This window comes from Sphingomonas sanxanigenens DSM 19645 = NX02 (assembly GCF_000512205.2).
Classification (GTDB): Bacteria; Pseudomonadota; Alphaproteobacteria; order Sphingomonadales; family Sphingomonadaceae; genus Sphingomonas_D; species Sphingomonas_D sanxanigenens.
This window is the reverse complement of sequence record NZ_CP006644.1, coordinates 666,195-685,068: the sequence shown is the minus strand read 5'-3', so window position 1 is coordinate 685,068 and position 18,874 is coordinate 666,195. Positions and strand designations below refer to the sequence as shown.

At 68.1% G+C, this 18,874-nt stretch carries 18 protein-coding genes and 1 pseudogene; 6 read left to right on the top strand and 13 right to left on the bottom strand.

All coding sequences use genetic code 11. From position 1 onward, the window contains the following. Nucleotides 1-33: 33 nt before the first annotated feature. Nucleotides 34-927, top strand: a complete 894-nt coding sequence (locus NX02_RS03110; protein ID WP_025290732.1) for a LysR family transcriptional regulator — start codon at nucleotides 34-36, stop codon at nucleotides 925-927. A gap of 261 nt (nucleotides 928-1,188) precedes the next feature. On the opposite strand, the gene NX02_RS03105 is transcribed toward NX02_RS03110, so the two are convergent. The 4 genes from NX02_RS03105 to NX02_RS03090 all read right to left on the bottom strand — a co-directional run bounded on the left by NX02_RS03105 (nucleotide 1,189) and on the right by NX02_RS03090 (nucleotide 5,546). Next, complete coding sequence (locus tag NX02_RS03105) at nucleotides 1,189-2,859, bottom strand: flotillin family protein (protein ID WP_025290731.1); 1,671 nt, start codon at nucleotides 2,857-2,859, stop codon at nucleotides 1,189-1,191. Beyond that, the gene (locus NX02_RS03100) at nucleotides 2,859-3,488 is read right to left on the bottom strand and encodes an OB-fold-containig protein (protein WP_039996378.1); all 630 of its coding nucleotides are present in this window, start codon (nucleotides 3,486-3,488) and stop codon (nucleotides 2,859-2,861) included. Before NX02_RS03100 ends, NX02_RS03105 begins: the two co-directional genes overlap by 1 nt. Before the next feature lie 239 nt (nucleotides 3,489-3,727). Further along, nucleotides 3,728-4,861, bottom strand: a complete 1,134-nt coding sequence (locus tag NX02_RS03095) for a nucleoside hydrolase (RefSeq protein ID WP_039997045.1) — start codon at nucleotides 4,859-4,861, stop codon at nucleotides 3,728-3,730. 67 nt (nucleotides 4,862-4,928) lie between these two features. Further along, nucleotides 4,929-5,546, bottom strand: coding sequence for a trimeric intracellular cation channel family protein (locus NX02_RS03090; protein WP_025290729.1), 618 nt, complete (start codon nucleotides 5,544-5,546; stop codon nucleotides 4,929-4,931). A gap of 151 nt (nucleotides 5,547-5,697) precedes the next feature. Here NX02_RS03090 and NX02_RS03085 point away from each other — a divergent pair, with 151 nt between their 5' ends. Then, on the top strand, nucleotides 5,698-6,924 hold the full coding sequence (locus tag NX02_RS03085; protein ID WP_047099726.1) for an NHL repeat-containing protein: 1,227 nt from the start codon (nucleotides 5,698-5,700) through the stop codon (nucleotides 6,922-6,924). 5 nt (nucleotides 6,925-6,929) lie between these two features. Here the strand turns inward: NX02_RS03085 and NX02_RS03080 are convergent, their stop codons facing one another. The 7 genes from NX02_RS03080 to NX02_RS03050 form a co-directional block, all read right to left on the bottom strand. After that, nucleotides 6,930-7,118, bottom strand: coding sequence for a hypothetical protein (locus tag NX02_RS03080; protein WP_025290727.1), 189 nt, complete (start codon nucleotides 7,116-7,118; stop codon nucleotides 6,930-6,932). Nucleotides 7,119-7,170: 52 nt separating this feature from the next. Beyond that, nucleotides 7,171-7,776, bottom strand: coding sequence for an OmpA family protein (locus tag NX02_RS03075; protein WP_047099725.1), 606 nt, complete (start codon nucleotides 7,774-7,776; stop codon nucleotides 7,171-7,173). Next, nucleotides 7,773-9,608 (bottom strand): cation:proton antiporter, encoded by a 1,836-nt coding sequence (locus NX02_RS03070; RefSeq protein ID WP_025290726.1) that lies wholly within the window; start codon nucleotides 9,606-9,608, stop codon nucleotides 7,773-7,775. The genes NX02_RS03075 and NX02_RS03070 overlap by 4 nt, the downstream gene beginning before the upstream one ends. A gap of 132 nt (nucleotides 9,609-9,740) precedes the next feature. Then, nucleotides 9,741-10,352, bottom strand: coding sequence for a bifunctional 4-hydroxy-2-oxoglutarate aldolase/2-dehydro-3-deoxy-phosphogluconate aldolase (gene eda, locus NX02_RS03065; RefSeq protein WP_025290725.1), 612 nt, complete (start codon nucleotides 10,350-10,352; stop codon nucleotides 9,741-9,743). Then, on the bottom strand, nucleotides 10,352-11,317 hold the full coding sequence (glk, locus tag NX02_RS03060) for a glucokinase (RefSeq protein ID WP_025290724.1): 966 nt from the start codon (nucleotides 11,315-11,317) through the stop codon (nucleotides 10,352-10,354). Before glk ends, eda begins: the two co-directional genes overlap by 1 nt. A 4-nt stretch (nucleotides 11,318-11,321) precedes the next feature. Then, nucleotides 11,322-13,145 (bottom strand): phosphogluconate dehydratase, encoded by a 1,824-nt coding sequence (edd, locus tag NX02_RS03055; protein ID WP_025290723.1) that lies wholly within the window; start codon nucleotides 13,143-13,145, stop codon nucleotides 11,322-11,324. Nucleotides 13,146-13,239: 94 nt separating this feature from the next. Beyond that, entirely contained in the window at nucleotides 13,240-14,436 is a 1,197-nt protein-coding gene (locus NX02_RS03050; RefSeq protein WP_245648754.1) for an AAA family ATPase, read from the bottom strand. A gap of 22 nt (nucleotides 14,437-14,458) precedes the next feature. Here NX02_RS03050 and NX02_RS32100 point away from each other — a divergent pair, with 22 nt between their 5' ends. Continuing rightward, nucleotides 14,459-15,727, top strand: a complete 1,269-nt coding sequence (locus tag NX02_RS32100) for a TCR/Tet family MFS transporter (RefSeq protein WP_025290721.1) — start codon at nucleotides 14,459-14,461, stop codon at nucleotides 15,725-15,727. A gap of 72 nt (nucleotides 15,728-15,799) precedes the next feature. On the opposite strand, the pseudogene NX02_RS33500 reads toward NX02_RS32100, so the two are convergent. After that, nucleotides 15,800-16,261: pseudogene (locus NX02_RS33500) on the bottom strand (IS701 family transposase); the annotation flags it as partial. A gap of 234 nt (nucleotides 16,262-16,495) precedes the next feature. On the opposite strand from NX02_RS33500, the gene NX02_RS03040 reads away from it, so the two are divergent. The 3 genes from NX02_RS03040 (at nucleotide 16,496) to NX02_RS33230 (ending at nucleotide 17,524) form a co-directional block, all read left to right on the top strand. Next, nucleotides 16,496-16,771, top strand: coding sequence for a hypothetical protein (locus tag NX02_RS03040; RefSeq protein WP_162232655.1), 276 nt, complete (start codon nucleotides 16,496-16,498; stop codon nucleotides 16,769-16,771). Nucleotides 16,772-16,778: 7 nt separating this feature from the next. Continuing rightward, nucleotides 16,779-17,096, top strand: a complete 318-nt coding sequence (locus NX02_RS03035) for a hypothetical protein (protein ID WP_211258275.1) — start codon at nucleotides 16,779-16,781, stop codon at nucleotides 17,094-17,096. Between the two features lie 83 nt (nucleotides 17,097-17,179). Then, nucleotides 17,180-17,524: a DUF3060 domain-containing protein gene (locus NX02_RS33230; protein ID WP_025290718.1), complete on the top strand. Its 345-nt coding sequence runs from the start codon at nucleotides 17,180-17,182 to the stop codon at nucleotides 17,522-17,524. Between the two features lie 218 nt (nucleotides 17,525-17,742). On the opposite strand, the gene NX02_RS03025 is transcribed toward NX02_RS33230, so the two are convergent. Next, the gene (locus NX02_RS03025; RefSeq protein WP_025290717.1) at nucleotides 17,743-18,852 is read right to left on the bottom strand and encodes an aldo/keto reductase; all 1,110 of its coding nucleotides are present in this window, start codon (nucleotides 18,850-18,852) and stop codon (nucleotides 17,743-17,745) included. Nucleotides 18,853-18,874: the final 22 nt, after the last annotated feature.

Sequence of the window (18,874 nt, the reverse complement as noted above, 5' to 3'; positions counted from 1 at the left end):
AGTATTCCAATCAGTGTTGAGTGAGAATCAGCAATGCGCACGACCGATCTTTCAGAACTTGCCGCCTTCGACGCGGTCGCGCGGCACCGCAGTTTCCGCCGAGCGAGCGAGGAGCGCGGCGTCACAGCTTCCGCGATCAGCCATGCGGTCAGCAATCTGGAAGCGCGGGTCGGCATCCGTTTGCTCAACCGCACCACGCGCAGCGTGTCGCTGACAGATGCCGGGGCGATGCTGTTGTCGCAGCTCTCGCCAGCGTTTGGCGACATCGGCTCGGCGCTCGATGCGCTCAACCAGTTTCGCGACACGCCTTTCGGCAAGGTGCGGATCAACGCGCCCAATTCAATCGCTCCGTTCGTGCTGGGGCCGATTATCGGGCCGCTGATCGCCGCCAATCCCAGCCTCGAGCTGGAAATCGTCGCAACCGACCGGCTGGTCGACATCGTCGAGGAGGGGTTCGATGCCGGCATCCGACTAGGTGAAAGCTTGCGCGACGGGATGACCGCGGTGAAGATCAAGCCGCGGCTGAAGTTCGCTGTGGTGGGATCGCCCGACTATCTTGCCGAGCGCTCGGTGCCCAAGACTCCGGCCGACCTGACCAACCATGTCTGCGTGCGCAATATGTACCCGAGCGGGGTTGGCTATCCTTGGTCTTTTGGGCGCAACGGTGAGGAGATCGATGTTGAGGTCAAAGGCCCGGTCGCTCTCCACGATCATGAGCTTATGATCGAAACGGCTCTGGCGGGCGTGGCCTTGGTCTATGTGTGGGAAGATCGGGCGCGGCCTTATGTCGAAACCGGGCGGCTGATCGCCTGCCTCGACGACTGGATCGTGCCAGAGGACTGGCTTTATCTGTACTATCCAACACGACGCTATATTTCCGCTGGACTTCGCGCGGTGATTGATGCGCTGAGGGCTACGAGCAGTTGAGGCGAGCGACTGCTATGAGGAAAGTTCCAATGTCATTCGTTCGGGCCGCCACTCGAGGTTGGATGAACTCGCGGCAGGTTTTAGGATCGCACCAGGCCTCGCGGAATGACCGAATCTATGGCGCGTCGCTGTCAGGCTGCATCGCCCTTAGCAAGCGGCGGGTTCTGGCAGGAGCTGACGTTCAAAATCCGAGCGCGAACGACGCGTTTTGGTCGGAACTTACCACCCATCTCAATAAGAGCTGAGAAGAATGGAGACCCCTTACTCCCCCCTCGCCGCAGCCCCACCAACCAGGCTGTTGAGCGAACTCCCGTCCAGCCCCAATTCCTTCATCAACCCGTCCAGCACCGGCGCCTGCGCCCGGTAGCGGAGCGCCGCGGCGACGGCGCTGTCGGCGAGGTTGCCGTCGCCGCCGCCCGCGCCCGCGCCGGCCTCGCTGCCGCCACCGGCGCCCCTGCCGGTCAGGCCGTCGACCTGGACGATCTTGATGCTGTCGATCGCTTCCATCGGCTTGGCGGCCTCGCGGATCACCTCGGGCAGCACCTTGAGCAGCGCCAGCTTGGTCTGCAGCGAGATCTGGTCGGAGGAGAGCAGGTTCGCCGCCTCGTTGACCGCGCGCTGGCCGGCGGCTTCCACCTCGAAGCGGACGCGGGCGGCCTCGGCGCGGAGCTTTTCGGCCTCGGCCTCGCCCTGGGCGACGGCGCGGACGGCCTCGGCGCGGTCGGTGGCGGCCTTCTTCTCGGCCTCCGCCTGCACCTTCACCGCGATCGCGGCGCGTTCGGCCTCGCGGGCGGCGTCGATCAGTTCGATGCGCTTGACGCGCTCGGCAACCTCGGTCTCGCGCGCGGTGACGACCTGTTCCTCGGCGGCGACGGCGGCGGCGCGGGCCTTGTCCGCCTCCGCCTTGGCCTGGCTTTCCTCGCGGCTCTTGTTCTGCACCGCGATCTGCTGTTCCTGCCGCGCGATCTCGATCGATTGCGCCTGCGCGATCTTGGCCTGCTGGATCGTGCGATCCGCCTCGATCTGGGAGGAGTCGGTCTGCTGCTTGGCGACGATGCGCGCCTGATCGGCCTCGCGCTGGCGTTCGGACTGTTCGCGCGCGACCTCCGCCGACTGTTCGGCGCGGCGCACCTCGATCTCGCGTTCCTGCTCCAGCCGCGCGAATTCGGTGTCGCGCGCGATCGTCAGCGAGCGGCGCTGCGCCTCCAGATTCTTGCTTTCGATCTGGACGCGGGTGTCCTGCTCGATGTCGTTGCGCGCCTTCTTGCGCAGTTCGATCTGCTCGGTGAGCTTGGTGAGACCTTCGGCGTCGAACGCGTTGTTGGCGTTGAAATGCTCGATCGAGGTCTGGTCGAGCCCGGTCAGCGACACCGATTCCAGCTCGAGCCCGTTCATCGCGAGATCCGACGAGGAGACCTGCTGCACCTTCTGCACGAAGTCGGAGCGCTGCTCATGCAGCTGGTTCATCGTCATGCCGGCGGCGACCGAGCGCAGCGCGTCGACGAACTTGCCCTCGACCAGCTCCTTCAGATGTTCCGGGTGCATGGTGCGCATGCCCAGCGTCTGCGCGGCGGTGGCGATCGCCTCCCGATCGGGGCGGACGCGGACGTAGAATTCGGCCTTCACGTCGATGCGCAGGCGATCGAGCGTGATCAGCGCGTCATTGTTCTTGCGCTCAACCGCGAGGCGCACGGTGTTCATGTTCACCGGCATGGTTTCGTGCAGCACCGGCAGCACGATCGCGCCGCCGTTCATCACCACCTGCTCGCCCCGGAAGCCGGTGCGGACGAAGGCGATTTCCTTGGAGGCGCGCCGGTAGAGCCGCGCGATCAGCAGGCCGATGATCAGCAGCACGACGAAGATGCCGCCGGCGATGAAGCCGATGGTCATCAAACCGGAAGAAGCGGATGTGGCAGGCAAAATGTCGGTCATCATTCCGTCCAGCTGGAGAAGCGGGGAGAGTCGTAGACGATGGCGCGGAACAGGTTCGCCTCGCGGCGGACGAGAAGCACCGTCTCGCCCTCCCCAATCGCCTGTCCGTCATTATCGGGTTCGACCAGCACATAGTGCGACTGGCCATGTTCATCGCGCACGCGGGCACGGGCGGGCGCACCCCGGCGGGCGGTGCCGACGACGATCTGGCCGGTGCGCCCGACCAATGTGGCGACGTCGATCGCGGTGGTCTCGTCCTGCGGCAGCACCCGCGCCAGCAGGCGGCTGCCGGCCGCGGTGACCGGCAGCGCCGCCGCCGCGGCGGCGGGGATCGCGAGCCAGGGGGAGACCAGCGTGCCGGTCAGTTCCTGCGCGAGCTGCTGGCCGGCGAGCCCGACCAGCCCGAACGCGGCGAGAAAGGCGATGAGGAGGACAAGCAGCGGCACGCGGCCGATGCCCAGCCAGTGAAGCGGCGCGGCCGCATCGGGCAGGTGAAGATCAAGATCGACATCGATCGATGCCGCACCAAGCCCCAATGCCTCGACCAGTCCGATCAAAACCATCAGCGCCAGCGCGACACTGAACGCGATATTCTCACCCTGCCCAAGAAATTCCAGAAACACTGTCATCCTCTCACCCGCAAATTAAGGGGAGAATGGACGCGGTCAATCGAATTCCCGAGGGATACACTCTAAATTTCGTAACCCGCGTTCATTTTCACTGTCGGCCTACAGAAATCACGAAATTGCTGTACGCCCTGAACGAAGCCGGCTATCTTGGAACCTTGTTCAGCGTGAACCGCGGGCCAGATGCGCCGCGTTCTGCTTGGGAACGGGCCGGCGCGGCCCGCCATTACTCGCCCCTTGGCTCACTTGATTCGCCGCATGTAGAGCGCGCGCATCCCCGCCTCCATCTTCGCCCGGTCCACCGACAGGATCACGCGCTGCTCGCGCTCGCCCAGCTTCGGGCGATAGGCCTCGGTCCACGACAAGGTGTCGCCATAGGCCGCGGTCTGGCTGGTTTCGAAATCGATGTAGAGCGGCGCCTCATGCGTGACGATCGCGGGATCGAGCCAGACCATCGCCGCGATCTCGTCCCACATCGGAAAGCCCGGCTCGATCGCGGTCTGCATCAGTTCGGTCAGCCGGGTGCCCGCGGGCTTGAGGCTGGCGAAGAAGTCCGTCGTCCATTGGGTGCCGGTGGAGGGATCGACCGGGATCATCGTCACCTTGCGCCAGGGCGCGTGCGCCATGATCCGCGCGGCTTCCGGATCCCAGCGGATGTTGAATTCGCGGCGCGGCGAATTGACGAACTCGCGCGCGAACTGCTCGGCGGAGGCGCCGGGCAAGGTCTGGCGGGGCAGCAGGCTGCCGCCCATGTAGATCAGCTCCTTCACATTGGCGGCGAAGCCGGGATCGAGGCTCTGGGCGATGGCGATGTTGGTCATCGGGCCGGTGGCGAACAGGGTGATCTCGCCGGGATGCGCGCGGACCATGCGGACGAGGAAGGCGGCGGCGATCTCATCCTTCGCCTCGATCGTCGGATTGCCGATCGGCAGCGCGGGCACCACCTCCGGCCGCGCGGCGCCGGGATGGTCCTGGAGGGTGCCCTCGGGCCAGTAATCGGTCCACGGCCCCTTGAAGACGAGGCGGCCATACTGCGCCTCCCACGCTTTCGTCGCCTCCGCGGTGTTGACCAAGGGCACGACGGCGCCGGGGACGACCGGCACGTCGGTGCGGCCGACGATCTCCAACGTGCGCAGCGCATAGGCGGTGGCGGTGTCGCGCCACACCGATCCGCTGGTGGTGGTGATGCCGAGCAGCTCGACATCGGGCGCCTGCAGCATCAGCAGCGGCACGCCGTTGAGGCCGATGATGTCGTCGTCGACGATGACGAGGCGCTTGGGCGGCGCGGCTGGCGGCGGCGCGGCCGGCTTTGCGGCGGCGGGTGTCGCCTGGGCGAGACAGGCGGCGAGGAACATCGTGAGGGAGGCGAGGCGCATCATGGCTCCGGATCGGACGGGGTGACTGTTGTTCACAAGCGGGATTCGCCGCGCGCCCGCTGCACGGTCAATGCCCCCGGTGCGGGGGCAGGCTGATCTTCCAGTGGATCGACGCAGCGCGGATCGCGAAGCCGAGCACCGCGCCGATCAGCGCCGGCCAGGGCGCCGGCAGCCCCAGCGCGGTGAGCGCGATGAAGGTGGCGGCGGCGGCGAAGGCGGCGGTGACGTAAAGCTCATGCCGGAGCAGGATCGAGGGGACGCCCGCGGTGATATCGCGGATCACGCCGCCGATGCAGGCGGTGATGATCCCCGCGGTCATCGCCGCGAGCGGGCTGATGCCATAATGCAGCGCCTTGCCCGCGCCGTAGACGGCATAGGCGGCGAGCCCCAGGGCATCGAACCAGTCGAGCGCGCGCGCCGGCCACCAGCGCAGCGGGATCGCCCAGGCGGCGACCGCGATCACCACGCAGAGCACCACCGGCGTCGGATCGTGCATCCAGAACACGGGGGCGCCGATCAGGAGGTCGCGCACGGTGCCGCCGCCCGTGGCGGTGATGAGCGCGAAGAAGCAGGCGCCGACGAAATCGCGCCGGCCGCGCGCCGCCACCAGCGCGCCCGACGCCGCGAACACGGCGATGCCGGCGATGTCGAGCACGCGCAGCAGGGTTTCGATCTGAACGATCATGGCGCCGCATAAACCGCCATTTCGCCGCCGTCACGACGGCTCATGCCATTTCCTTGCCCGCATGCGCGCCCGTCATTGCCCTCGATCCTGCCGCACCGCATCATGCACCCCATGATTCTCGCGGGATAGAACAATACAGGGAGGCAGGAACATGCGCGCACTTGGCCGGACGATCACCCGCATCGGCCTGTTCGTCATCGCCGCAGCCGCGCCGCTGGCGGGCAGCTCGCTCCCCGCGCAGAAGGCCGCCGCGCCGCCGCAGGCATTGGTGCCGATGGCGACCGAGGTGATCGCCGCCGGCAAACCCTTCCCCCGCTTCAAGGTGGATGCCGCCTGGCCGCAACTGCCCGCGGACCTGCTGCTCGGCCAGGTCTCGGGCGTGGCGGTGGACAAGGATGACGATGTCTGGGTCGTCCACCGCCCGCATTCGCTGACGCCGACCGACACGGGCGCGGCGCAGAGCCCGCCGATCGCGGTCTGCTGCAAGCCAGCGCCCACCGTCGTCCGCTTCGCCAATGACGGGCGCTACCTCGCCGGCTGGGGCGGACCGGAGAGCGCGCCGACGATCGACGGCGTCAACCAATGGCCCAAGAGCGTGCACGGCATCTATGTCGATGCGGCGAAGACGGTGTGGTTCGGCGGCAATGGCGACGGCGACCATGCGGTGCTGAACTACACCGCGGACGGCACGTTCATCCGCAGCTTTGGCAAGCGCGAGCGGACCAACGGCAACCAGGACCAGGCGCTGCTCGGCAACCCCGCGGACGTCTATGCCGGCAACGGCCAGGTGCTGGTGGCGGACGGCTATACCAACAAGCGGGTGATCCGCTTTCTGGGCAAGGATGGCAGCTTCGGCGGCTTCTGGGGCGCCTATGCCGAGGCGCCATCGGGCGAGAGCCGCTCGGGCCATTTCGACCAGAGCCAGGCATCGAGCACCGCGGACGGCGGCGCGAACCCCGCCTCGCGGCGCTTCGGCGACATCGTCCATTGTGTGGTGCCGACGGGCGACGGCCATGTCTATGTCTGCGACCGCCGCAACAACCGCGCGCAACTGTTCCGGCAGGCCGCGGACGGCACGCTCAGCTTCGTGCGCGACGTGGTGATCGCACCCAAGACCGGCGGCACCCGCACGGTGACCGACATCGCCCTCTCCCCCGACGGCAAATATCTCTACGTCGCGGACATGATGAACAGCCGGATCTGGATCCTGCTGCGCGCGACGCACGAACCCATCGCCGCGATCGGCCGCATCGGCCGCTATGCCGGCGAATTCACCTGGCTGCACAGCATGGCGGTGGATTCGAAGGGCAATCTCTATGTCACCGAGGTAAACACGGGACGACGGGTGCAGAAACTGGTGTTTACCGGGGTAGAATGAGGGGTCTATCCGGCGCGGAAGCCTTCATTCCCCGGCAATTGCTCGCGGGCCATGCGCGCGGCTTCGCGAAGCTGTTCGGCCATTGCCGATGCGGCGTCGGCGGTCAGCGTCACCGCGACGCCGTTGGGGCCGCTTACCAGCACATGACCTTCCGATGCGGTGACCGTGCCGACTTCGTCATAGACCTTGCTCATGCGTTTCTCCGTGGCCACCCGCCCAGGAGAAACGCTGGACGGTCGCGGTCGTTCAATCGGCCGCGGGGGCGGGCGGCTGGACCTCCACCTCGACGCGGCGGTTCTTCGCGCGGCCTTCCGGATCGTCGCTGCCGTCCGGCTTCATATTGGGTGCGACGGGGCGGTTCTCGCCCAGCGCGACGATGGTGATGCGCTTCGCATCCACGCCCTTTTCGACCAGATAGGCGCGCACCGTCTCCGCCCGGCGGCGCGACGCAGCGAGATTGTCGCCGTCGCTGCCGCGCGTGTCAGAATGGCCGCGCACGCTAATCGGGCCGCCCGCCGTGACCACCGGATTCGCCAGCAGCCCGTCGATCGCGGCGCGGGCGGCGTCGTCGAGCGTCGTCGTCATGCGGTCGCCGAAGGGCACCGTCAGGCTCGCGGGTTCGAGCGGCGGCACCGCATCCTCATCGGCCTCCGCGGACACGCCTTCGCGGATGATCGACTTGGGCGACGGGCTTGCGACCACGGCCGGCTCGGGGGCCTCCACCGCGTTCGCATTGGCGGCGGGATCGGCCTCGTTGACCACCGGTTCGGGCGCCGGTTGCGGCTGGCATGCCGATGCCGCGCATCCGGCCAACGCCACCACCGCCACCCTGCCGATCGATCGCGCGCTCATGAGTTCTCCTTCTCCAGTTCCTTGTCCGGGATCGCCGCCCCGGTTTCGGCATGCTTGGGCGGCGCATAGGAAATCACCACGTCGCCGGGCTGCGCCGTCGGGCGCGAGGCGTGGGTGAAGAAGCGCAGCGCGCCATTCTTGCGGACCAGCAGCAGCATGTCGGCATCGTCGGGCAGATGCGCCTGCGCCGCTTCGAAATCGAACTGGTCGCTGATCCGCGTCTTGCGGAACGCCCAGCCCGCCGCTTCGCGCGCTGCGATCTCCTCCACGCCCAGCCCGGAGGTGAACAGCGCCCGTCCCCTGAGCGCTTCGGGCAGGCTGCGCGGATCGTCCCGTGCGGCGTCGCCCAACTGGTAGACCGCGTCGCGGCCGATGTCCGGCGCGAATTCGCTGCACACCAGCGCGTTGTAGGCCTCATTGTCGGAGGTCGCGGCGAGAACCTGGAACTGGTCGAGATCCAGCTTCTCTTCCGTCGATTCCGCCAGGATTTCTCCGTGAAAGATGGGAATGCCGGCCTGCCGCGCCGGCGCCAGCCGCTGCCAGCTGGTATCGGTGACGGTAACCGGCACGCCGAGCTGGCGCAGTTGCTCGGCCAGCGACAGGCTCCAGCGCGTAGCACCGACGATCAGCAGCCCCTTCTGCATCGCGCCGATCACGCCCAGCCAGCGCGCGACGATGCGGATGCTGAAGCCGTGCGCGATGATCGTGGCGATCACGACGGCGAAGGACAATGTGACGAGGATACTGCCGTCGCCATAGCCGAGATGCGTCAGCCGCAGCGCGAACAGGCCGGAGACCGCGACCGCGACGACGCCGCGCGGCGCGATCCACGCGATCAGCATCCGCTCGTTCCACGGCACCCGCGTGAAGGCCAGGCTGATCATCACCGTCAGCGGACGAACGACGAAAAGCAGCACCAACAGATAGGCAAGGAAGCGCCATTCGAACTTCTGCAGCACCTCGAGATTGAGCGAGGCGGACAGCAGGACGAACAGGCCGGAGATGAGCAGGACGGTGACATTCTCCTTGAACGGATGAATGTCGCGCAGGCTATCGAGCCGCATGTTGGCCAGCGCGATGCCCATCACGGTGACGGTGAGCAGCCCGGTTTCCTGCTGGATCAGGTTGGAGATGACGAACGTGCCGATCACCGACACGAGCAGCACCGGCGCCTTCAGATATTCGGGCACATGGCCGCGGGGAAAGGCCCAGGCGATCGCGCGTGCGGCGGCATAGCCGATAAGCGCGGCGACGATGGCCGCGCCGATCATCGCCACCACCACCGCGATCAGCGTCCCGCCCTCCTCCGACCGGCGCAGATACTCATATGTGACGACCGCCAGGAGCGCGCCGATCGGATCGTTGACGATCGCTTCCCACTTCAGGATCGCGCGCGGCCGCGCGGCGACATTGCTCTGGCGAAGCAGCGGCAAGACCACGGTCGGCCCGGTGACGACGAGAATGCCGGCAAACAGGATCGCGACGGGCCAGACCAGCCCTGCGACATAATAGAGCGCAAGCGTGCCGAGCACCCAGCCGACCGGCGCCCCGACCGCGACCAGCCGGGTCACCGCCCCCTCGGTCTTGCGCAGCTCACGGAAATTGAGGCTGAGGCCCCCTTCGAACAATATGAGCGCGACCGCGATCGAGATCATCGGTTCGAGCAACTCGCCGAACAGCGCATGGGGTTCGACCAGCCCGGCGATCGGGCCCGCGACGACACCGGCGGCGAGCATCAACGCGATCGCCGGCCACCCGGTTCGCCACGCCACCCACTGCGCGCCGATGCCAAGCGCACCGATCAGCGCGATGACGAGAGCGTCTGACTGCATTGGGGGCGGATAGACGGGTTGGGGCGCGAAGGTAACCCCTGATGGATTTGTGTGGGGTGTGTGGAGCGCAACATCTTTCCTTCCCGGCGCGCCGCGCCGGGAAGGAAACGCGCTGGCTCCGGCCCTTTGTCCTTACCGCCCCAGCGCCGCGGCTTCCTTTGCGCGCGCCTCGATCAGCGCCACGTCCGGCGCGCCAGCCGGGACCACCCACGAACCGCCGACGCACAGCACCGGATCGAACGCCAGCCAGTCCGGCGCGGTCGCGACGGTGATGCCGCCGGTGGGGCAGAAGCGGGCCTGCAGCAACGGCGCGGCCAAGGCCTTGAGCGCCTTGAGGCCACCCGAGGTTTCGGCGGGAAAGAATTTGAAGTGAGTGAGGCCGAGATCCAACCCGCGCATGATGTCCGCCGCGGTCGCGGTGCCGGGGAGGAAGGCGGTGCCGGCCGCGATCGCCGCCTTGGCGAGCGGCTCGGTGAGGCCGGGCGAGACGATGAACGTCGCGCCCGCTTCCAGCGCCGCATCGAGCTGCTTCGGATTGAGCACGGTGCCGGCGCCGACGACGGCGCCCTCCACCTTCGACATTTCCCGGATGACGTCGAGCGCGGCCGGGGTGCGCAGCGTCACTTCCAGCGCCTTGAGGCCGCCCTTCACCAGCGCCTCGGCGATCGGCGCCGCGTGCGCGACATCCTCGATCACCAGCACCGGTACCACCGGCGCGAGCCGCATTACCTGCTCGACATTCATCAACCATGCTCCCTGGAAAAGGCGGCCGCGGCACCGAACAGGCCGGGCTCGGGGTGAAGGATCAGTTTGACCGGAATGCCGGCCATCATCGCCTCGAACCGCCCCTTGGCGGTGAAGCGTTGCGCGAAGCCCGAATGCGGCAGGCGATCGGCGATGCGCTGGCCGATGCCGCCGCCGATCACCACCGCCTGCCCGCCCTGCGCCAGTGCGATGTCGCCGGCGACGGTGCCGAAGCTCAGGCAGAAGCGGTCGAACGCGGCGACCGCGAGATCATCCGATCCTTCGAGCGCCGCGGCCCACAGGCTTTTGTCATCGCGAACGAGCATCGGCCGGTTCTCGACCGCGGCGAGCGCCTCATAGATGTTGACCAGCCCCGGCCCGCACACGATCCGCTCGACCGAGACCCGCCGGTAGCGCTGGCGCAGCCGCACGAGGATCGCATCCTCGATCGAATCGACCGGCGCGAAATCGATATGGCCGCCCTCGGTGGCGATGACATGATAGCCATAGCCGGTGCGCAGCAGCTGCGCGACGCCGAGCCCGGTCCCGGGGCCGAGGATCGAGATCGGCCCCTTTTCCGGCAACGGCACATCCGGTCCGCAGACATGCTGGAAGGCGTCGTCGGGCAGCCGCGCCACTGCATGGGCGACCGCGGCGAAATCATTGACCAGCACATGGCTGTCGATGCCCAGCGTCTCGTCCAGCGTCGCGGGCTGGATCGTCCAGGGATTGTTGGTGAACTTCAGCGTCGCCGCGCCGATCGGCGTGGCGACGGCGATGCCGGCGTGGCGCGGGATCGGCCGCCCCAGCATCTGCGCATAGGCCGACCACGCCGTCTTGAAGCTGGCATGTTCGGCGGTCTTGAGCTTGACCGGCTCCCCGAGCGAGAGGACGCGACCGCCCTCCACCTCGGCGAGCGCGAAACGGGCATGCGTCCCCCCGATGTCGACCGCTACGATTTCCATGGGCTCAGAGCTCGGCAGCGGCGAGCATCGCCGAGGCGCCGCGCTCGGCCTCGTCGGCGCCATGGCGCATGAACGCGAAGAGCTCGCGGCTGGTGCCCATCGTCGGGGCGGGCGCCGGCGCATGCTCGCGCGCTTCCCATTCGGCCGCGTCGACCAGCGCGGTCAGTTCGCCGGTTTCGGCGGAGACCCGCACGACATCGCCGTCGCGCAGCTTGGCGAGCGGGCCGCCGCCCAGCGCCTCCGGGCTGATGTGGATCGCCGCCGGCACCTTGCCCGACGCGCCCGACATGCGGCCGTCGGTGACCAGCGCGACCTTGAAGCCGCGATCCTGCAGCACGCCGAGCGGCGGCGTCAGCTTGTGCAGTTCGGGCATGCCGTTGGCGCGCGGCCCCTGGAAGCGCACGACGACGACGACGTCGCGCTCCAGTTCGCCCGCCTTGAACGCCTTCACCACCTCATCCTGCTCGGAGAAGATCCGCGCCGGCGCCTCGATCGTCCAGCGCGCCGGATCGACCGCGCTCACCTTCATCACGCCGCGGCCGAGATTGCCCTCGACCAGCCGCATCCCGCCATCGGGCTGGAACGGCGCGGAGACCGGGCGCAGCATCGCCTCGTCGCGCGTTTCCGCGACGGGATCGGACCAGGCGAGCACATCGCCCTGCATCACCGGTTCGCGCGTATAGGCGTCGAGATCGCTGTCCCACACGGTCAGCACGTCGCGGTGGAGCATGCCGGCATCGAGCAAGGTGCGGATGGTGAAGGCCATGCCGCCCGCCGCCTGGAAATGGTTCACGTCGCCCTGGCCGTTGGGATAGACGCGCGCGATCAGCGGCACTGCCGCCGAGAGCCGGTCGATATCGGTCCAGTCGATGACGATGCCCGCGGCGCGCGCGATCGCCGGCAGGTGGATCGCATGGTTGGTCGATCCGCCGGTGGCGAGCAGGCCGACCGCGGCGTTGACGATCGCCTTCTCGTCGACGACGCGACCGAGCGGGCGGAAATCATTGCCGCCATGGCCGATCTCGGCGAGGCGGTGGGTAGCGGCGCGGGTCAGCTCGGTGCGCAGCTTGGTGCCGGGGTTGACGAAGGCGGCGCCGGGCACGTGCAGGCCCATCACCTCCATCATCATCTGGTTCGAATTGGCGGTGCCATAGAAGGTGCAGGTACCGGCGCCGTGATAACTGGCGGACTCCGCCTCCAGCAGTTCCTCGCGGCCGACCTTGCCCTCCGCATAGAGCTGGCGGATGCGGACCTTTTCCTTGTTGGCGAGGCCCGAGGGCATCGGTCCTGCGGGCACCAGCACCATCGGCAGATGGCCGAAGCGCAGCGCGCCGATCAGCAGGCCGGGGACGATCTTGTCGCAGATGCCCAGCAGCAGCGCGCCTTCGAACATCGCATGGCTGAGCGCGACGCCGGTGGAGAGCGCGATCACGTCCCGGCTGAACAGGCTCAGCTCCATGCCGCGCTGGCCCTGCGTCACGCCGTCGCACATCGCCGGCACGCCGCCCGCCACCTGCGCGGTGGCGCCGGCCTCGCGAGCGAAGATCTTGATCTGCTCGGGATAGCGCCCATAGGGCTGATGCGCCGAGAGCATGTCGTTATAGGCAGTGACGATGCCGATGTTCATCGCGCGGCCGCCGCGGATCGCCGGCTTGTCGTCTCCCGAGGCGGCGAAGCCGTGCGCGAGATTGCCGCAGGAAAGATGCGCGCGGTCCATGCCTTGGTCGGCCTCGCGCGCGATCAGATCGAGATAGGCGGCGCGGCTCGCAGCGGAACGCTCGACCACGCGCGCGGTGACCGCGGCAATTTCGGGGTGAAGCTCGCTCATGAACCGTCTCCTGTTCTGTTTCGCACTGCATCTGGCTGGGATGGTGCACCGCACATAGGCGCTGAAAACGCCATCGTCACCCTCGCCAAACGGATTAACGTGAGGGCCAGCACCACGCCGGCGCCGCATCGTCGACGATGGTTTCGCCGAGACGTTTCGCGAGGCGGATGGAACGGATATCGCCCGCGGCCGCCAGTGCTTCGACCAGCGCCGCGGCATGCGACACCACGACGATCTGCGTCGTCCGCGCCGCGCACACCAGCAGCCGCGCGAGCGGGGCCAGCAGGTCCGGATGCAGGCTCGCCTCGGGCTCGTTGAGCACCATCAGTTCGGGCGGGCGCGGCGAGAGCAAAGCCGCGGCGAGCAGGATGTAGCGCAGGGTGCCGTCCGAAAGCTCTGCGGCATCGAGCGGACGCAACAGCCCGTGTTGCCGCATCTCGACGGTGAAGCGATCCCCCACCGCCAGGGTGGCGCCGTCGAACGCGTCGGCGATGGTCTCGCCCAGCGTCTCGCCCTCGCCCACCTCGATGATCGTCTGGATCGCGGCGCCGAGATCGCTGCCGTCACCCGCCAGCACCGGCGTGTAGGTACCGACCTGCGCGCGCCGCGCGGGCGCGTCGCGATCGGTGCGGAGATTGTCGTAGAAGCGCCAGCCCCGCATCCGCTCCCTGAGGAGGAGCAGGTCGAGCCCCTCGCGCGGATCGGCGGCATGCGTAACCATGGAGTCATGACTGGCAAGCGGGTGGTCGAGGTCGCGCCAGCGGCCATCCACGAGGCTGCGCAGGCGCATATGACCGCCGCGCCGTTCCGCGAAGACGTTCGCACGGCCGATGATCGGCCCCGTCCAAGCCGCCTCCGCCTTGATCTCGGGATCCTGCGCGAAACGCGACAGCGACGGGATCGGCAGCCCGAGGTCGATCGCATAGCCATAATCATCGGCGGAGAAGCCGAGCCTGAGCGCGACCGGCGCCGATCGCCGGGTGCCCTGCACCGGCTGCTTGCCCTCGACCATCGCCCGGCTGAACTTTTCGGGGCCCGCCCACAAGGTCGATTGCAGCCCGCCCTCCGCCGCCAGCGAGGCGATGGCGCGCCCCTGCGCGATTTCCGCGAGCAGCCGCAGCGCGCGATAGAGGCTGGACTTGCCGACGCCGTTCGCGCCGGTGACGATGGTGAGCGCGCCGAGTTCCACGACGATGTCGCGCAACGACCGATACCCTGCAATCGCCAGCCGGTTGATCATCTTTTCGCGTCCCCGCCGCTCAGCCGCAATCCGCCGATTGACGTCGCCCATCGCGCACCGCTTATCAACCGCGATGTCCGCGCCCTCCCCCGCCGTTCGCTTCGTGCTGGTGACGATCCTGATCGACGCGATCGGCTTCGGCATCGTCATTCCCGTCCTGCCCGATCTGGTGATGACGGTGGGCAAGGTCGGGCTTGCCGAAGCGACGCGGATCGGCGGCTGGCTGGCGCTGCTCTACGCCCTGTTCCAGTTCCTGCTGGGGCCGGCGATCGGCAACCTCGCCGACCGCTTCGGGCGGCGCCCGGTCCTGCTGGGCGCGCTCGCCGGCTATGCCGTGGATTATGTGCTGATGGCATTCGCGCCGACGCTCGCCTGGCTGTTCGTCGGCCGCGCGCTGGCGGGCGTGTTCGGCGGAACCTATGGCCCGGCGCAGGCGGCGATCGCGGACACCACGGCGCCGGCCGATCGCGCGAAGCTGTTCGGCTATATCGGCGCGGCGTTCGGCATCGGCTTCATCGCAGGACCCGCGGTCGGCGGACTGCTCGGCGTCTTCGGCCCGCGTGCGCCCTTCTATGCCGCGGCGGCGCTCGCCGCGTTCAACCTGCTCTACGGGCTGTTCTTCTTCCCGGAAACGCTGCCGCCGGCACTTCGCCGGCGCTTCGACTGGAAGCGTGCCAATCCGCTGGGGGCGCTGATCTCCTTTTCCGCCATTCCCGGGCTGCTGCCGATCGCGGCGGTCTATTTCCTCTGGCAGCTCGCCAGCCTCGTCTACCCCACCGCCTGGTCGTGGTTCGCGATCGTGCGCTTCGGCTGGTCGAGCCTGATGATCGGTGCTTCGCTCGCTTTCGTCGGCCTGACGATGGTGATCGTGCAGGTGGGGCTGACCGGCCGGATCGTCGCGGCGGTGGGCGAACGGCGCACCGCGGAGATCGGTATCGTCGGCGCCATCATAGGCTTCGCGCTGTTCATGCTGATCCCGCAGGGCTGGATGGCCTTCCCGGCGATGGCGGTGGTGGCGCTGCAATCGGTCGTCCAGCCCGCGCTCTCGGCGATGCTGTCGCGCCGCGTGCCGGCGGACCGGCAGGGCGAACTGCAGGGGTTCGGCGGCAGCCTGATGTCGCTGGGCGCGATCGTGGCGCCGATCGCCTACAGCCCGGCACTGGCGTGGTTCACGAGCGCGGAGGCGCCGTTCCGCTTCCCGGGCGTGGTGTTCGCGATCGCCATCGTCGCGGCATTGTGCGCGCTGGGGGTGCTGGTGGCGGTACCGCGGGCAAAACGGCACGAGGGTGCAGGGTTGGAGCCCGCTCCGCAACGCGGCGGGGATCCGCTGGCCGGTTCCTGAAGCGGGCCGGAAACATTCTCGGTTTCGGGAACATCGGTTTCGGGGACATAATACCAAACTCTGTGCGAAACCCCGGTGCGCAACCGGCAGGCTCGCCGTCTCGGTCGCCAACGACAGGCTGACCATCACCTGGCAGTTCTCGGTCTTGCCGAGTTGTCCGCAATATTGCCGCGCCACGCCGACCGAATGCTTCCCCTTCTTGGGAAAGCCCGTGTCGTCGATGATCCAGGCCTCGACCGGGCCGTCGCGCTCCACCACCGGCAGAACCTGCTCGCGGACACACGCCATCAGCGCCTCGTCCGACCAGCCGCCCTGACCCACGAAATGCAGCAGCGACTGGTGTTTCGCCGATACCCGGTCAGGCCGAACCACCGCCGCCAGCGGCTCCACGCTCTTGCGCTCCACGGGAAGCAGCAGTCCCGTGCAATAATCCCTCAACGGTTCGGCTCGGTCCGCATGCCCGATCACTTTCACAAGACGATCGACATAAGCGTCAAAACGCGCTTCAATCTCCTCCGTCCAGCGACCCTCCATCCCGACCCTCCAGCTCAGTTTGAATCACCGAGCCTATCACATCTGCGCCGGTACCGAATCCCCCCTTCTTCTGACTCAGTAGGGATACAAATCTCTCCACAGTTCCCGGCGCGCGCAGCCTTGCCGAAACCCCATCAGGTGCGCCTGAAACCTGCGCCCGGCAGCGGACGTTGAAGCACCTGCGACATCCATTCGGCGAAGAAGGCTTGGGCGATGCGGCACGTGATATTCTGGTTGCTCGCGATCGTCGCGCTGGTGCCGGCGCTCATCTTCGCGTTTCCGTTCGCGATGAACGAGTGCCAGCTCAGCAACACGCAGGCCGAGATCGAGGCCTGCTTTGCCCGGAACGCATGGGGATTCCGCGTCTACGCCGCATCGCTCCCCGGCTTTCTGGTCCTTTCGGTCATCCTCTATGCGCGCGCGAGCCGATGGGCGCTTCCGTCGCTCGCGCTGGTCTCGTTGGGACCGCTCGCCGTGGCCATGGCGTTCGCGGCGGTGCGCGGCGGTTGAGCGCGCCATGGCCGCCATGACCGTCGTCGATCACGCCCCGCATCACTGGTTCCTGCTGGAACAGGACGGGCACTATTATCTCGACGTCAACTGCAACCATGGCGCCGTCGGCTATTCGTGGCTGATCGCGCTCGACGCGGCCGAATGCCGTGCGTGGCGCAGCGACGGCCGCGCCGCGATCGACCGGCTGGCCACCGCGATCGACCACAGCGCACCCGCCGCGCAGGCAAGCGGCTCGCCCTATGCCGCGCGCGATCTTTCCGCCGCGCTCGGCCGGCGCGTCAGCCAGGCGGTGGCGGCGCGGCGGGGGCGGCCGACGGGGTGACGCATCCGCAGTCCCCTCCTCGCGCCGCCGGAACCGACGCGCCGGGAAGGCGTTGGCCAATGCCCGCAACGGGCAGGAGGCGAATGATGCGCAACACCGGATTGGCAATCGTCGCGGCGATGGTGATTGCGACGCCCGCACGCGCGGAGGCGGACCAGACGTTCAGCGGCGCCGGCCAGCGCACGGCGCTGGATTGCGACGGCGGCAGCCTGCGCATCGAAGGCGCGAGCAACGAGGTGTCGATCTCCGGGGGCTGCACCGCCCTCGAGGTCGAAGGCGCATCCAACACCATCCAGGTCGATATGGCGCCCGGCGGCACGATCACGCTGGTCGGCGCCAGCAATCGCGTTCGCTGGACCGCGCCTAAGGACGCCAGGGTGAAGGTTCAGGCGACCGGCGCGGGCAACCGGGTGCTGCGGGCCGACTGATCGCCGACACGCCCCTGCCCGGCACCGGCAACGACCGGAGATGAGGACGATTTACTGGCGCGACGCTGCGACGCCCGGCGCATATTCCCGCAACGCCGCCGTTCGTTCAGGATCGCGGTCACCCGACCGCGAAGGTTCGCACTTGGCATGGATCCGCCAGCGCGCTGTTCATCCGCATCGACCGAAAGGCGGACCCGACGAGATAGCGGGGCGGATCGTCAGGTTCCGGCCGATGTCCAGGCCTCCACGGCATGGCCGCCGAAGATGCGGTCCCGCGGCAGGTCGAAGATGAAGTAGGGGTTGAGCATCGGCGGCGCACCGGCGGCATCGAGCCGCGCCTGTTGCTCCGGCGAGATGACGATGTCGAGCGAGGCGATGTTCTCCTCGACCTGCGCCACGCGGCTGGCGCCGATCAGAACCGCCGAAAGCCCCGGCCGGCGAGCCACCCATGCCAGCGCAACCTGCGCCATCGGGCGACCGATCTCCGCCGCAACCGTCCTCAGCACCTCCACGATGGCGAAATTGTCTTCGGTGAACAACATGCCGCCATAGGGATTATCGCCGTTCAGCCGCCCGTCGCTGCCGCCCTCCCGCGTCTCGGCAGAGCGGTTGGGCAGGCTGCCGGCGGGGCCGGCATCGGCCAGTTTCTCGCGGCCATATTTTCCGGTGAGCATCCCCGCGGCGAGCGGGCTCCACGCCACCAGCCCCAGGCCGAGCGCCCTGCCCGCCGGGATGAGATCCAGTTCCACGCCGCGATCGATGAGCGAATAGGAATATTGCAGTCCGATCGGCTGCGGCAGGCCGTGCGCGCGGGCAAGCGTCGCGATCTGCGCGACATACCAGGCGGGGGCGTTCGAGAAGCCGTAGTGGAGAATGTCGCCGCGACCAACCGCGTCGGTCAGCGCCCGGAGCACTTCCTCGGGCGGTGTCGTGCGATCCCACACATGCGTCCAGTAGAGGTCGATGAAGTCGATGCCCAGCCGCCCCAGCGACCCCTCGATGCCGTCACGGATGTTGCGCACGCCGTTGCCGCCGGCGAGCGGCGTGTCCTGACGGCGGGGAAAACCCGACTTGGTGGCGATCACCAGCCGGTCGCGCGCGCCCGTCTCGGCGAGGAAGCGCCCCAGCATCGCCTCGCTCTCGCCGCCGGAATAGACGTCGGCGGTGTCGAGAAAATTGCCGCCGGCGCCGACATAGGCGTCGAAGATCGCGCGCGCGGCCGCTTCGTCGGCACCCCAGCGGCCGGCCCCGAAGGTCATGGTGCCGAGCGCAAGCGGGCTGACGACCAGTCCGGAGCGGCCAAGGGTTCGGTAATTGGTGAGGCTCATCGTTGCATCTCCTGCGATGGAT

Bases quoted from the DNA above. Each gene is read 5' to 3' on its own strand.
- NX02_RS03070 (WP_025290726.1), bottom strand. From the start codon at position 9,608: ATGCAGTCAGACGCTCTCGTCATCGCGCTGATCGGTGCGCTTGGCATC.
- NX02_RS03095 (WP_039997045.1), bottom strand. From the start codon at position 4,861: ATGCGCCTCGCCTCCCTCACGATGTTCCTCGCCGCCTGTCTCGCCCAG.
- NX02_RS03105 (WP_025290731.1), bottom strand. From the start codon at position 2,859: ATGACCGACATTTTGCCTGCCACATCCGCTTCTTCCGGTTTGATGACC.
- NX02_RS32100 (WP_025290721.1), top strand. From the start codon at position 14,459: ATGTCCGCGCCCTCCCCCGCCGTTCGCTTCGTGCTGGTGACGATCCTG.
- NX02_RS03035 (WP_211258275.1), top strand. From the start codon at position 16,779: ATGGCCGCCATGACCGTCGTCGATCACGCCCCGCATCACTGGTTCCTG.
- NX02_RS03080 (WP_025290727.1), bottom strand. From the start codon at position 7,118: ATGAGCAAGGTCTATGACGAAGTCGGCACGGTCACCGCATCGGAAGGT.
- NX02_RS03025 (WP_025290717.1), bottom strand. From the start codon at position 18,852: ATGAGCCTCACCAATTACCGAACCCTTGGCCGCTCCGGACTGGTCGTC.
- edd (WP_025290723.1), bottom strand. From the start codon at position 13,145: ATGAGCGAGCTTCACCCCGAAATTGCCGCGGTCACCGCGCGCGTGGTC.
- glk (WP_025290724.1), bottom strand. From the start codon at position 11,317: ATGGAAATCGTAGCGGTCGACATCGGGGGGACGCATGCCCGTTTCGCG.
- NX02_RS03090 (WP_025290729.1), bottom strand. From the start codon at position 5,546: ATGATCGTTCAGATCGAAACCCTGCTGCGCGTGCTCGACATCGCCGGC.
- NX02_RS33230 (WP_025290718.1), top strand. From the start codon at position 17,180: ATGATGCGCAACACCGGATTGGCAATCGTCGCGGCGATGGTGATTGCG.
- NX02_RS03100 (WP_039996378.1), bottom strand. From the start codon at position 3,488: ATGACAGTGTTTCTGGAATTTCTTGGGCAGGGTGAGAATATCGCGTTC.
- NX02_RS03050 (WP_245648754.1), bottom strand. From the start codon at position 14,436: ATGGGCGACGTCAATCGGCGGATTGCGGCTGAGCGGCGGGGACGCGAA.
- NX02_RS03075 (WP_047099725.1), bottom strand. From the start codon at position 7,776: ATGAGCGCGCGATCGATCGGCAGGGTGGCGGTGGTGGCGTTGGCCGGA.
- NX02_RS03110 (WP_025290732.1), top strand. From the start codon at position 34: ATGCGCACGACCGATCTTTCAGAACTTGCCGCCTTCGACGCGGTCGCG.
- NX02_RS03085 (WP_047099726.1), top strand. From the start codon at position 5,698: ATGCGCGCACTTGGCCGGACGATCACCCGCATCGGCCTGTTCGTCATC.
- eda (WP_025290725.1), bottom strand. From the start codon at position 10,352: ATGAATGTCGAGCAGGTAATGCGGCTCGCGCCGGTGGTACCGGTGCTG.